This window comes from Eubacterium barkeri (genome assembly GCF_900107125.1).
In the GTDB taxonomy this organism is placed as follows: Bacteria; Bacillota; Clostridia; order Eubacteriales; family Eubacteriaceae; genus Eubacterium_O; species Eubacterium_O barkeri.
This window is the reverse complement of sequence record NZ_FNOU01000001.1, coordinates 137,595-151,534: the sequence shown is the minus strand read 5'-3', so window position 1 is coordinate 151,534 and position 13,940 is coordinate 137,595. Positions and strand designations below refer to the sequence as shown.

The 13,940-nt window shown below is 53.2% G+C and carries 8 protein-coding genes; 5 read left to right on the top strand and 3 right to left on the bottom strand.

The genetic code is table 11. From position 1 onward, the window contains the following. Positions 1-4 precede the first annotated feature (4 nt). On the bottom strand, positions 5-685 hold the full coding sequence (locus BLU30_RS00580) for a GntR family transcriptional regulator (RefSeq protein WP_090242359.1): 681 nt from the start codon (positions 683-685) through the stop codon (positions 5-7). A 280-nt stretch (positions 686-965) separates the two neighbouring features. On the opposite strand from BLU30_RS00580, the gene nifJ reads away from it, so the two are divergent. The 5 genes from nifJ (at position 966) to BLU30_RS14430 (ending at position 9,612) form a co-directional block, all read left to right on the top strand. Beyond that, positions 966-4,457: a pyruvate:ferredoxin (flavodoxin) oxidoreductase gene (gene nifJ / locus BLU30_RS00575; RefSeq protein WP_207647979.1), complete on the top strand. Its 3,492-nt coding sequence runs from the start codon at positions 966-968 to the stop codon at positions 4,455-4,457. A 115-nt stretch (positions 4,458-4,572) separates the two neighbouring features. Next, positions 4,573-6,060 carry a 4-hydroxyphenylacetate 3-hydroxylase family protein gene (locus BLU30_RS00570; RefSeq protein ID WP_090242356.1) on the top strand — a complete coding sequence of 496 codons (1,488 nt, stop codon included), beginning with the start codon at positions 4,573-4,575 and terminating at the stop codon, positions 6,058-6,060. A 192-nt stretch (positions 6,061-6,252) separates the two neighbouring features. Beyond that, complete coding sequence (locus BLU30_RS00565) at positions 6,253-7,986, top strand: sigma-54 interaction domain-containing protein (protein ID WP_090242355.1); 1,734 nt, start codon at positions 6,253-6,255, stop codon at positions 7,984-7,986. A 123-nt stretch (positions 7,987-8,109) separates the two neighbouring features. Further along, entirely contained in the window at positions 8,110-9,276 is a 1,167-nt protein-coding gene (locus BLU30_RS00560; protein ID WP_090242353.1) for an iron-containing alcohol dehydrogenase, read from the top strand. Positions 9,277-9,393: 117 nt separating this feature from the next. After that, on the top strand, positions 9,394-9,612 hold the full coding sequence (locus tag BLU30_RS14430) for a hypothetical protein (protein WP_090242351.1): 219 nt from the start codon (positions 9,394-9,396) through the stop codon (positions 9,610-9,612). Between the two features lie 145 nt (positions 9,613-9,757). Here the strand turns inward: BLU30_RS14430 and BLU30_RS00550 are convergent, their stop codons facing one another. Further along, the gene (locus tag BLU30_RS00550; RefSeq protein WP_090242349.1) at positions 9,758-11,122 is read right to left on the bottom strand and encodes an MATE family efflux transporter; all 1,365 of its coding nucleotides are present in this window, start codon (positions 11,120-11,122) and stop codon (positions 9,758-9,760) included. A gap of 181 nt (positions 11,123-11,303) precedes the next feature. Continuing rightward, a complete protein-coding gene (locus BLU30_RS00545; protein WP_090242347.1) occupies positions 11,304-13,697 on the bottom strand; it encodes a glycyl radical protein in 2,394 nt (797 codons plus the stop codon). Between the last annotated feature and the right edge of the window lie 243 nt (positions 13,698-13,940).

Sequence of the window (13,940 nt, the reverse complement as noted above, 5' to 3'; positions counted from 1 at the left end):
CAAATTATTGCGCCATCGTCACAAGCGGGACATCCGCTTCGGTATAACCATAGCATTTCATCAAATACGGATCGATATGGTAAAAATCCTTCACATGGGTGCAGATGAGCTGACTGGCCTGTGTGAGGTCTCCCATCCGAATCGCCTGGATGATTGGCTGATGATGATAAATCTGGACCAGGCTATCCTCGATATCGGTGTACTTAGAAATCTGTATCAGATGAATCTGCTGATACAAGGCGTACTGTTGCTTATGGAGCTGGGCATTACCGGAAATACGGGCAATCTCCAAATGGAAGGCATTATCCGCAGTAATGCGATGATAGATGTCCCCCTTTCCCGCAGCAGCCTCACAGTCCTCCGCCAACCGGTTAAGCTGTTCAAAATCCGCAGCACTGCCGTAGTAGGCGGCCAGTTTGGCCGATAGGATATCCTGGGAAAGTCGGATTGTCCCGATTTCCTGGATCTGTTCATCGGTGAATTCGGTAACCACTGCGCCGCGGTTTGGTCCAATGGTCACCAGTCCCTCCGATGCCAGCTGACGCAGGGCATCGTGGATGGGTGTCCGACTGATGGACAGCTTGGCCGAAATCTGTGGTTCGGAAATCCGGCGCCCCGGGAGCAGCTCCATATGGAAGATCATATCTTTTATTTTTCGAAAAGCAATGGCCGATTGAGAGCTCATAATCCACACCTCTCTTTCTCAAATCAGGATGATGTGTTGATTCTTGGTTGTGCCTGTTAGTATACACCAGTTATGATGACAGTTCAAATGTTTTTTATGCACTTTGCGATTTTTCAGGTGTATTTTGCATTTTGAACACATTGATTGACAGAGTAGAGCTATTGATATATATTGTGTGTAATCTATAAATGATGCATGCAATATAGCATTGAATGCAAGCTTAACTATTATTATTTGAAATCAGAGGAGGTAATCTGTCGTGTCCAAGAATATCGCTTTAATGGATGGGAACCAGGCTGCTGCGTATGTGTCATACGCGTTTACGGAGGTCGCCGGTATTTTCCCCATCACCCCATCTTCCCCCATGGCGGAGTATGTGGATGAATGGGCGGCCAATGGTAAGAAGAATTTATTCGGCCAGCCGGTGGAGGTTGTGGAAATGCAATCCGAAGGCGGCGCTGCCGGTACGGTCCATGGCTCCTTACAATGTGGGGCGCTGACCACTACCTATACCGCATCCCAGGGGCTGCTTCTCATGATCCCCAACATGTATAAAATCGCCGGGGAAATGCTTCCCGGGGTCTTCCATGTTTCCGCCAGAACCCTGTCGGTCCATGCGCTGTCCATCTTCGGGGACCATTCGGATGTCATGGGGGTCAGAAGCACGGGCTTCGGCTTACTCGCCTCGGCATCACCCCAGGAGGTCATGGATTTGGGGGCTGTTTCCCATCTGGCCGCCATTCATTGCCGGATGCCCATCCTCCACTTCTTCGATGGCTTCCGGACCTCCCATGAAATTCAGAAGATTGACGCCCTGGATTATGAAGACCTGCGTCCCTTGGTAGATCTGGATGCCCTCAAGGCTTTCCGCCGGAACGCCCTGAATCCTGAGCATCCCGCCACCCGGGGCACCACCGTCAATCCGGACATCTTCTTCCAGTGCAGAGAGGCCCTGAATACCCGCTTCGACCAGCTGCCGGAAGCCATTGAACATTATATGAAAGAAATCAATACCCTCACCGGCCGGGATTACCACCTGTACAATTACTACGGTGCCCCTGACGCAGAGCGTCTCATCATTCTCATGGGTTCCGGGGCAGAAACGGCCAAAGAAACCATCGACTACCTCACCGCACAAGGGGAAAAGGTGGGGATGATTAACGTCCACCTCTACCGTCCCTTTGCCGCAGATTATTTCCTTTCGGCCATCCCCGCCACAGTCACCACGATGGCGGTGCTGGACCGCACCAAGGAACCGGGTGCCATGGGCGAACCCCTTTATCAGGACATCTGCGCCATTTATAAAGAACGGGAATTACCCATGACCATCGTCGGCGGCCGCTACGGCTTAAGCTCCAAGGATACGACACCGGCCCAGTTTGTCGCGGTCTTTGAAAACCTGAAGGCGGAAAAGCCCAAGAATAATTTCACCATCGGTATCGTGGATGATGTCACCTTCACCTCGCTGCCCATGCTGGAAGAAATCAACACCACGCCGGCTGGCGAAAAAAGCGCGGAATTCTGGGGTATGGGCTCTGACGGCACCGTGGGGGCCAATAAGAATTCCATTAAGATTATCGGTCACTCCACGGATTTATACTGTCAGGCTTATTTCGTCTACGATTCTAAGAAATCCGGCGGTCTGACCCAATCTCACCTGCGTTTTGGGGAAAACCCCATCCGCTCACCCTACCTCATTCAGGCGGCAGATTTCGTGGCCTGCCACAATCCCTCCTATGTGGATAAATACGATATGGTGAAAAACCTGAAGGACGGCGGAACCTTCCTCCTCAACTGTGGCTGGGATACCGAAGGACTGGAAGCGAATCTTCCGGCATCCATGAAACGGGCCCTGGCACAGAAGAAGGCGAAGCTCTACACCATTGATGCCATCAGTATCGCCCGCAGCTTAGGTCTGGGCAATCGCACCAATACCATCCTTCAAGCCTCCTTCTTCAAGCTTTCGGGTGTGATCCCCATCGATCAGGCCGTGGCTGAAATGAAGGATGCCATCTACAAATCCTACTTTAAGAAGAAGGGCCAGAAGGTGGTGGATCTCAATAATGCCTCCATCGATTATGGGATTAACGAGCTGCATGCCGTGGACATCCCTGAAAGCTGGCTGACCGCAGAAGACGCTCCGGTGGAGAAAAACGTGCCGGCCTTCATTAAGGAAATCGTCGAACCCATGAACCGCCAGGAGGGCGATGTCCTCACAGTGGCTCAGATGACTAAATACGGTCTGGAGGATGGAACCTGGCCCGCCGCCACCTCTAAATACGAAAAACGCGGGGCAGCGGTGGAGGTGCCTGCCTGGGATATGGACCAGTGTATCCAGTGCAACCAATGCGCCCTGGTCTGTCCCCACGCCGCCATCCGTCCCATCCTGGTGGATGCGACAGAAGCAGCAAAGGCACCCGCGGGCTTTGCAACCATCCCGGCGAAAGGCAAGGGTCTGGAAGGCTATCGCTTCCGGATGCAGGTCTCTCCCTACGATTGTACGGGCTGCGGCAGCTGTGTCAATGTCTGCCCCTCAAAGGTCAAGTCCCTGGTGATGCAGCCCCTGGCCAGCCAGCTGGACGAAGCCGCCAATTGGACCTTCGCCGTGGAAGAAGTCACCATTAAGAAGGATGCCGTCAGCAGCAAGAGCATTAAGAACTCCCAATTCGCCAAGCCGTATTTCGAATTCTCCGGTGCCTGTGCCGGCTGTGGTGAAACCCCCTATATCAAACTGGTGACCCAGCTCTTCGGGGACCGTATGTACATCACCAATGCCTCCGGCTGTTCTTCCGCTTATGGTGGTTCCACCCCCTCCTCGCCCTACTGCGTGGATAAGAAGGGCTGCGGTCCGGCCTGGGCCATGTCGCTCTTCGAAGACAATGCGGAATACGCCTATGGGTACCTGCTGGGCCAGGAGGTCATTAAAAAGCAGCTGAAGGATAAGGTGAACACCTTATTAGAATCCGGCATAGCCGTAGAGGCCTGCCAGGATTATCTGGAAAAGGGACAGGATCCCACCGTCTCCCGCCAGGTCAGCGATGCCCTTCTCTGTGCCATTGCAGCGGATGATGGTGAAACGGCTCAATTCATCCGGGATAACAGCGAGTACCTCACCAAGAAAAGTGTATGGGCCTTCGGTGGTGACGGCTGGGCCTACGATATCGGCTACGGCGGACTGGACCATGTCCTGGCCTCCGGCAAGGATATCAACGTCCTGGTTCTGGACACCGAGGTGTATTCCAACACCGGCGGGCAAGCCTCTAAATCCACTGCAGCCAGCGCCATCGCAAAATTCGCCGCCGGCGGCAAGGAAACGAAAAAGAAGGACCTGGGGATGATGGCCATGAGCTACGGCTATGTCTATGTGGCCCAGGTTGCCCTGGGTGCCAGCCCCGCCCAAACCCTCCAGGCCATCCGGGAAGCCGAAGCCTACGACGGTCCTTCCCTGGTCATCTGCTACTGCCCCTGCATCGAGCATCACATGAAGGCCAGCATGGGTCAGAGCATCACCGAGGAAAAGAAGGCCGTAGAAGCCGGCTATTGGCACCTCTACCGCTTTAATCCGGAGCTGAAAAAGGATGGGAAGAACCCCTTCATTCTGGATTCCAAAGCACCCACCGGGGACTTCCAGGAATTCCTCATGGGAGAAAACCGCTACGCTTCCCTGAAGCTGGCCTTCCCGGATAAAGCCCAGGAGCTGTATGACAAGGCGGAACGCGATGCCCTGGAACGCTACCAGAGCTACCTGACCCTGGCCGAAAAGAATAACTAAAATTCCTGCATTCCGGCAGGCGATATCCCCCTACCTGCCGGAACTGCCCTTTTGTATCGATGCTTGTATCGATAATCTGCTATAGATCAATTCAAATGAACGAGGAGGTTCTATTATGGCATTAATGACTGGACAAGAATACTTAGATAGCTTACGCAAATTGGATACCCGGGTTTACATGTTTGGTGAACGTATCGTGGATTGGGTGGATCACCCCTTGGTGCGCCCCTCCATCAACAGCCTGATGATGACCTACGACCTGGCCCATGATCCGGAATACACGGATTTAATGACCGCCACATCCAGCCTCACTGGAAAAACTATTAACCGCTTCAACCACCTGCACCAATCCACCGATGACCTGATCCGCAAGGTAAAGATGCAGCGTCTGCTGGGCCAAAAGACGGCCTCCTGCTTTCAGCGCTGTGTGGGGATGGACTCCTTTAACGCCGTGTTCTCCACCACCTACGAAATCGACGAAAAGCACGGCACACACTACCATGACAATTTTATCGAATTCCTGAAAATGGTCCAGGAAGAGGACCTCGTAGTGGATGGCGCCATGACCGACCCCAAGGGCGATCGCAGCAAAGCCCCCCACGAACAGGATGATCCCGATATGTTCGTCCATGTGGTCGAGCGCCGGGATGACGGTATCGTCGTCCGGGGTGCTAAGGTCCACCAGACCGGCTCCATCAACTCCCATTGGCATCTCATGATGCCCACCATCGCCATGCGAGATAAGGACGCCGATTACGCCGTCTCCTTCGCCTGCCCCAGCGATGCAGAAGGCGTATATATGGTCTATGGCCGTCAGTCCTGCGACACCCGTAAGATGGAAGAGGGCTGCATCGACATTGGCAACCCCCAATTCGGCGGTCAGGAAGCCCTGGTTGTTCTGGACGATGTCTTCATCCCCAATCAATACATCTTCATGGATGGCGAATGTGATTTCTCCGGCATGATGGTGGAACGCTTCGCCGGCTACCACCGCCAGAGCTACGGCGGCTGTAAGGTGGGTGTTGGCGATGTGGTCATCGGTGCTGCTGCCCTGGCCGCGGAGTACAACGGCGTTGAACGCGCTTCCCATGTCAAGGACAAGCTCATCGAAATGACCCACCTCAACGAAACCCTCTTCTCCTGCGGGATTGCCTGCTCCTGCGAGGGCTGTGCCACCAAGGCCGGCAACTACCAGATCAACCTTCTGTTAGCCAATGTCTGCAAGCAGAATGTCACCCGCTTCCCCTATGAGATTGTTCGTCTGGCTGAGGATATTGCCGGCGGACTCATGGTCACCATGCCCTCAGAAAAGGATTTTAAATCCGCGACCATAGCCGGGCGCAACGGCGAAACCATCGGTGAAATCTGCAACAAGTACTTCGCCGCCCATGCCGATGTCCCCACGGAGGACCGTCAGAAGGTCCTGCGCCTTTTAGAAAACCTCTGCCTCGGTGCCGCAGCCGTGGGCTACCGTACAGAATCCATGCATGGCGCGGGTTCACCCCAGGCACAACGCATCATGATTGCCCGCCAGGGAAATATCCAGGGTAAAAAAGAGCTGGCCAAGATCATCGCCGGTATTAAGGCCGCGGATCAGGCCTAGGCATTGTGCCTGGCACCATGCCTGCACTGATTTTTTAAAGATTACCCAAGCTTTTCTTCTGTTTTACAGTATAGATGTGCTATAATGATGGCACGAAAATCAATTATAAAAAAGGACGGGATCGGCATGTACTGACAGCAATGGATCCCGTTCTTTTTTGAAATTTCATTCATAACAACGGGGGTATCATGAATGGACATACATAACAATAGCATTTTGCAATTTCTTTCCCAATGTGGTCTGGGCGCCTTGATCATCGGCTCCGGCAGCCATCTGCTGGCCATGAATCAGGTGGCCTCTGACCTTTTGAGCCACACGGATTGTCAGGTGGGCGATGCCTTGCCGCCCTGGGCCCGGGACTTACAGGATACGGCCACCACAGGGCAATACATCAATCCTGCCTTTGGCATCTATATCAAGATCTGTCCTGTGACGCCACCCGCAGAGCTTCCCCATGGTACATCCCTGATTGTCTTCCGGGATGCCTCAGAAAGCTATCGTTTAGCAATGCTCGAAAGCGCCATCCAGCAAATCGAAGAGGGCATCGTCATGTGCGATGCGCAAAGCCGTCTGAGCTTTCTGAATGATCCGGCGGTGCAACTGGACTCCTTCGTGGCGGAGCGGGTATTGGGTGAAAATGTGGAGGATGTCTACCGGTTAAACGATCACGAGGGCTGCCTGCTGCCCAAGGCCATGGAAAATCAGAAAGCCCTCCTTAATAAACGCCATCGCTACGCCACGCGATTCGGCAAGCAGGTGGATACCATCGCCAGCGCCCACCCGGTCATCGTCGACGACCAGATCCTGGGTGCCTTCAACATCGTCCAGGATTGGAGCCACGTCACCGACCTCCATCGTCAGGTTATGGATCTCCAGGATAAGCTCGTCAAGGAAGGTGCCTCGGGTAAATCAAAGCGCAAGAGTGGCCTGACCCCGAAATATACCTTTGCCGATATCATTTACAGCAGTCCGACGATGCAGCAGACCATCTCCCAATGCATGCAGGTGTCCAAAACCGATTTCTCCGTGATGATTTACGGCGAAACCGGGACGGGCAAAGAGCTTTTCGCCCAAAGCATCCACAACGCCAGCACCCGCTCCGATGGCCCCTTTCTCGCCATTAACTGCGCCGCTCTGCCAGAGAACCTCCTGGAAAGCCTGCTCTTTGGAGCTGTCAAGGGGGCATACACGGGGGCCGAGAATCGGGCCGGCCTTTTCGAACAGGCCGACCATGGCACCCTGCTCCTGGATGAAATCAACTCCATGGATATCACCCTCCAGGCCAAGCTGCTGCGCGTCCTCCAGGACGGTATGATCCGGCGGGTGGGCAGCCCCACCGAGATTAAGGTCGATGTCCGGGTGATTTCCTGTATCAATGTCCCACCCCTGGAGGCCATCGCCCAAAACCGCCTGCGCCAGGATCTATTCTACCGCCTGGGGGTCATTAACATTACTATCCCCCCTCTGCGGGAGCGGACCGAGGATATCGACCTACTAACCAAGCATTTCATCATGTCCTGCAACCGGAAGCTCTCCGCCAGCGTGCGCAATATCGATGTCCAGACCCAGACATTGTTCCATGACTACTCCTGGCCCGGCAACGTCCGGGAGCTCCAGCATGCCATTGAACACGCCATGATACTCCTACCCGAGCACCAAGCCCTGTTGACGTCAGAATTCATCCCCCAGAGCCTTCATCCCCGGACGGATTTGCCCCTCATCACAGAGGACCCTACCGCGGAGGCCGTCCTCCCTTCCCTCACCGGCAAGCTCCAGGATATCGAGCGGTCGACCCTGTGCCAGGTGCTGGAAGCCCACCGGGGAAATGTCTCCCGGGCAGCCCAGGAGCTGAACATGAGTCGGCAGAATCTCCAGTATCGCATAAAACGATACGGGATTGATGTGTCGGCATACCGCTATCGATAGGGCATTTCTCAGAAGCGAGATTCGGCAAAATATAAAAGAAGAACGGCAAAACCTCCCCTGGGCATTTCTATTACAATAGAGACAGAAATCAAACATTGGCAACAACAATTCAAGGAGGTTACCATGGATAATTTTACATTTTACAGTCCCACCTATTTCGTCTTCGGTAAAGAAACCGAAAACCAGACGGGTGAACTCGTCAAAAAATATGGTGGAAGCAAAGTACTGCTTCATTACGGCGGCGGCTCCGTCAAACGTTCCGGTCTGCTGGATCGGGTCAAAGCATCTCTGGATGCCCAGGATATTGCATATGTGGAGCTGGGCGGCGTTGAAGCTAACCCAAAAAGCGGCCTGGTCTACGAAGGCATCGAACTGGCCCGGAAGGAAAAGGTGGACTTCGTCCTCCCCATCGGCGGCGGCTCCGTCATCGACTCCGCTAAAGCCATTGCATTAGGGGTCCCCTATGCTGGCGACTTCTGGGATTTCTACACTGGCAAAGCCGTAGTGGAAGCCCTGCCTGTCGGCACCATCGTTACCTTGGCGGCATCCGGCAGTGAAGCCTCTACGGATACCGTGGTCACCCACGAAGATGGCATGTTCAAGCGCTGTGCCGATGGCGACATTCTGCGACCGAAATTCGCCATCATGAATCCTGAGCTGACCACCACCCTGCCCCCCTATCAAACAGCCAGCGGCATCACCGACATCATCGCCCACTGCATGGAACGGTATTTCTCCAAAACCGAAAATGTGGAACTCACCGACCGTATGCTGGAATCCGTCATGCTCACCATGATTAAGGAAGGCCGCAAGGCCATGGTAGATCCCACTGACTACGATGCCCGTGCTAATATCATGTGGGCCGCCACCATCGCCCATAACAATATCACCGGTGTCGGCCGTGCCCAGGATTGGGGTACCCACCACATGGAAAATGAGCTGTCCACCACCTACGGCTGCTCCCACGGCGCTGGCCTGGCCATCCTCTTCCCCTCATGGATGCGCTATGCCATGAAGGAAGATGTCCTGCGCTTCGCCCAGTTCGCGGTTCGCGTTTGGGGCTGCGAAATGGACTTCCAGAACCCGGAAAAAACCGCAGCTGAAGGCATTGATCGTTACCAGGCCTTCATTAAGGAAATCGGCATGCCAACCGCCATCAGCGAAATCGGCGGCAAGCTTGAAGATATTCCGGCCCTGACCGAAAGCATGTTCCACGGTGCACCTAACCACGGCAGCTTTGTCCCCCTGACCAAAGAAATCACCATGGAAATCTACCGGATGGCCATGTAATAACATTTCACCACATTAATCACACTCCAAATAACAAAGAAGCCGGCAGTGATGACTGATATGATACCTCTTAAGTAGACAAGGTAAATAACCAAAATCTACTTAGGAGGTATTTTCATGTCTAAATCACCACACACGCCAGAGTTCAGAGCAATGGTTTCTCAAGAGTATCTTGACGGTTTAAGCTTATATGAATATCTGGCAACTAAAGAAAGATATCAGTGCAAGTCACCTCTGGAAGTACGGATTGAAGCATTAACTTCGGATAAACCAACAGAATATCCTATAGCTAAGAACAAACGAATTGAGAAATATAAAGAAAAATGGTGTGCATAGAAAAATGACCACACTTGAAACGGTGTGGCCATTCATCAACACTTAATTTTAGATATTTTACTTGTCTACTTGACAAGGGGCATATCAGACCATCGCTGCCGGCTTCTTTTTATTGCATGCACCGCCCTTTTAACGTGCTTCTGTCTTACTCCTTCACACCTTCAGCTGCTGCCATCCCCGATGTCTTCCAGCGGCCGCTACGATAATACAGGACAATGGAAAGGCTGGTGGTCACCCAGGTCAAGGGGAAGACGATGGCAATGCCATTGACGGTATGGACGAACATCAGCGCCACCTTCAGGATGATCAGGCGGACACCACACATATTGATTAAGGAGACGACCATGGGCGGTGTACTCTTTCCCGCCCCGCGAATGGCCCCGGAGAGCACCTCTACGATGGCGTAAAGGAAGTAGAACCCGAAGGTCACCTGGGCAATTTTAACGCTGAGATCGATGATGGTGGGATCATTGGAGAACATCCGGAAAACCATCTCCGGGAAAATCAGAATGAGTCCGCTAATGGCCAAGGTGATGCCGATGGCCATGACCAGGGCGGTACGGGTGCTTTTCTCTGCCCGTTTCAGCTGGCCGGCCCCCAGATTCTGGCCCACCATGACGGTGTTGGCCTGGCCGATGGCCCACTGGGGAAGATAGAGGAATCCCTCAGCCTTGCAATATGCCGCATAGGCCGCCATACTGTCCACCCCCAGGGTATTAATCTGGGTCTGAACCACGAGATTCGCCAGGGTGATGAGCATGGATCGGATGGCCTCGGGAATGGCGATGATAAAAATTCGCCGGGCCAGCACCAGCTTGATGGTAATCCTTCGGAATTCCAGCCGAAGGTCCTGGGATAACCGACACAGATGCCCAACGGTGAGGATTGCCGCAACACTCTGGGAAAGCAGGGTGGCCAGGGCGGCACCGGCAATCCCCAGGGGGAACACCGCAATAAACAGGGTGTTGGCGGCCACATTGATGATGCCGCCCAGCAGCTGATAGAGCATGGGCGACCGCGAATTGCCCAATGCCCGCAGGACGCCGGCACTGGTATTGTAGCTGACGATGGAAAAGACGCTGAGCATATAAATGCGGATATAGGTTAAGGACATCCCCATGATTGCCTCGGGGATCTGCATCCATCTCAAAAATATGGGACAGGCCATCCACCCCAAAATGACCACCACTACCGAGAGTAAGATGGTCAGCCCTGCGGCGGTGTGGATGGTTTCCTTCACCTCGTTGTTCCGACGGCCACCATAAAACTGGGCGACCACCACGCCGACCCCCACGCCCAGCCCATTAAAAAAGCCAATGATGCAGTTGGTCAACAGGCTGGTCGATCCTACGGCAGCGGCGGCCTCTGTCCCCAGGAGGTTTCCCACAAAGATGAGGTCCACCGTGTTGTAAAGCTGCTGGATGAGGCTGCTCGCCAGCAATGGCAGGGCGAACCAAAACAGCCCCTTTACAATGGCCCCCTGGGTTAAATTACGATTTCCGTTATCCATTTTCGCCTCCTTTGCAGTGCTATCTCTTTTCTTTCCCTACTCTACCACAGAAGAAATTTCTATGATACCGACCCAGGACCATGTCCGATTTCCGGCATAGGATTCGTGATAGCAGGCAAAGTCATTTGTGAAAAAAGAAGCCTCCGTAAAAGGAAGCTCCTTGGTTAATCAATCTATCGTCTTATCGGCAGCCACAGCCCTGCCAGGAAGAGATTTCTGTCCGTCCGATGATTTCGTCCTGGACCTCCTTGCCCAGTTCCACGAAGAAGGCAGTGTAGCCGGCCACACGGATGAGCAGGTCCCGATGATTCTCCGGATGCACCTGGGCGTCCAGGAGGATGCTCTTATCCACCACGTTAAACTGGGAGTGGTAGATATCCAGGGTACACTGGGTCTTGAGCATATTCATGAGGTTATGCAGGCCTTCTTCCCCTTCCAGAATGGAGGGTTCAAGCTTCATATTGAGCTGGGTTCCCTGGGTGAAGCGCGCGTGGGGAATGTGGCTCACGGATTTCAATAATGCCGTCGGTCCATTGACATCCGTGCCACCCGTGGCGCCGATGCCATCGGTGAGGGGGGTTCCGGCGTAGCGACCGGAGGGCAACGCCCCGACCCAGACCCCAATGGGTGTGTTGCCGGAGACGGGCAGCATCCCCGTGGTCATCTTCCCGAATTTGGTGTCGTATTTTTCAAATTCATCGGTAACATAGGTGAAGACCTCACCGACACAGAAGTCGGCCCGTTCATCATCGTTGCCGTATTTCGGGGCATTCATACACATCTGTTGGATGTCTTCATAGCCTTCAAAATTGGCCGCCAGGGCCTGGCACAGTTCATCCATGGTGATTTTCTTTTCATCGTAGACCAGGTATTTCACCGCTGCGATGGAATTGATGATATCGGCCTGACCCACGGTGATGACCCCACCGCCACAGTTATACTTGGCACCGCCGGTGCTGTAATCCGTGTAGGATTCCATGCAGTGGGGGTAGGTCAGAGACAGGGCCGGGACAGGACGGTAATTCATGCTCAGATAATCCAGAAGCTGGTTGCCGGAAACCACCACCTTGACGAAATAGCGAATCTGGGCCTTGACGGCATCAAAGAATTCTTCGAAGGTTTTAAAATCCCGGGGATCACCCGTTGCCACGGAAACCTGCTGGCCGGTCTTGCGGCTGACCCCATTGTTCAGAGCCATTTCGATGATGCCTCCCATGTTGATATCGGCCATATCGGTGTATTGCTTCATCCGGCCTTCCAGGTTGGTTTCCACACAGCCGCAGGGGTTCCAGTCCCAGGCTTCACTCAAGGGCACACCCTTATTGAGCAGCATCCGGATTCCCGCATCGTCGTGGTATACCGCTGGCATACTCAGACCCATGCGCAGTGCTTCGGCCGCTTTATAGAGGAAGGCATCCGGATTCTTGGCGATATTGTAGCGAATGGACATATTGGGTTCCTTGAACCGCACATCCATGGTGGCCTGGATGACCTTATAGGACAGCTCGTTGACGGCATCGTTGCCGTATTGGTCGATGCCCCCAGCGGTAACCTGGACAGTGATGCAATAGCCCGCGGCGAATTGAGCCGTAACTTCGTCCTGGAAGAGGGACAGTTCTGCAATTTTAATCCAGAGACAATCCATTAATTCCTGGGCCCCATCATCATCAAGAATCCCGGCTTTCAGATCCGCCTTATAGAAGGGATAGAGATATTGGTCAATGCGCCCCAGATTATAAGAGGAGGCATTTTGTTCCATATAGATGGCGTATTCGTAGGTCAACATGGACTGCACGGCTTCGTAGAAAGTCCTGGCCGGATGCTCCGGTACCCGTCGATTGATTTCTGCGATTTTGAGAAGCTCAGCCTTTCGGACCGGGTCGGTACATTCTTTGGCCATGGCCTCTGCCAAATCGGCATGGCGATTGGCCAGGGCGATGATGCCTTCGGCCGCGATAATCTCCGCCTTGAGGAAGATGCTTTTTTCCAAATCGCCCACATGGGATTCATCCAGCTGGGCCAGTTTTTCTTCGGCTTCCTTCTTAATGCCACCAATCCCCTTAGCCAGCAAGGTGGTCCAGCCCGCAGTGGTCTCCCCATAGCCCCGAACTGCCTTTCGGTCGATGTAGATCATCCCGCAGTCCCGGAGGATTTCCATTTTTTCCGGTGCCATGGCACGCCACCGGTCTAACATACACTTTTGCTTCCAATAGTCCGATACCTCTTCGGTAAAGACCTTCTTTCCCTCTTCGCTGAGATAAAAGGGGTCAAACTTCCGGGTGCTGATGGTATCTAATTCACGGTCCAGGATAGAGCAGGAGCTGTCTGCACACAAAATGCCAGCCCTGGGCTTAAAGGCGGCCCCACCCACCAATAGCTCATTGTCTAAGATATAGATATTCTTTTTCAGGCACTGGTGCTTGAAGCCCGTTGCTTTCTGAATAATCCAGGGCTGTCCCTCGGATGCCTTAAATCCCTCGGTCAGGTATTTGGCATTGTAGACGTCCATATCCACCCGGGTGTCCAGATACTGCTGGCGCAACGCTTCAATTCGATTCCAATATGCTTTAGTCATTGATATTACCTCCTAATAAAATGTTCTCTCCATGAGTGGTAATATAAATTAAAGCAATTTTTGTGCCAAATCTATAAAAAATCAATAAATCATCCTATTCCTTGGTATTAAGCGTTCTTTTATTATTTTAAAATAATTTCATGCCCTTTTGAGCTTTCTTATTTTTGAAGAATAATTTGCATTTTATGCAAAACTCGCAAAATATTCTGCGGTTGATGCCCTTCACCGTTATATCGCCCAAGT

Bases quoted from the DNA above. Each gene is read 5' to 3' on its own strand.
- BLU30_RS00580 (WP_090242359.1), bottom strand. From the start codon at position 685: ATGAGCTCTCAATCGGCCATTGCTTTTCGAAAAATAAAAGATATGATC.
- nifJ (WP_207647979.1), top strand. From the start codon at position 966: ATGGATGGGAACCAGGCTGCTGCGTATGTGTCATACGCGTTTACGGAG.
- BLU30_RS00570 (WP_090242356.1), top strand. From the start codon at position 4,573: ATGGCATTAATGACTGGACAAGAATACTTAGATAGCTTACGCAAATTG.
- BLU30_RS00565 (WP_090242355.1), top strand. From the start codon at position 6,253: ATGGACATACATAACAATAGCATTTTGCAATTTCTTTCCCAATGTGGT.
- BLU30_RS00560 (WP_090242353.1), top strand. From the start codon at position 8,110: ATGGATAATTTTACATTTTACAGTCCCACCTATTTCGTCTTCGGTAAA.
- BLU30_RS14430 (WP_090242351.1), top strand. From the start codon at position 9,394: ATGTCTAAATCACCACACACGCCAGAGTTCAGAGCAATGGTTTCTCAA.
- BLU30_RS00550 (WP_090242349.1), bottom strand. From the start codon at position 11,122: ATGGATAACGGAAATCGTAATTTAACCCAGGGGGCCATTGTAAAGGGG.
- BLU30_RS00545 (WP_090242347.1), bottom strand. From the start codon at position 13,697: ATGACTAAAGCATATTGGAATCGAATTGAAGCGTTGCGCCAGCAGTAT.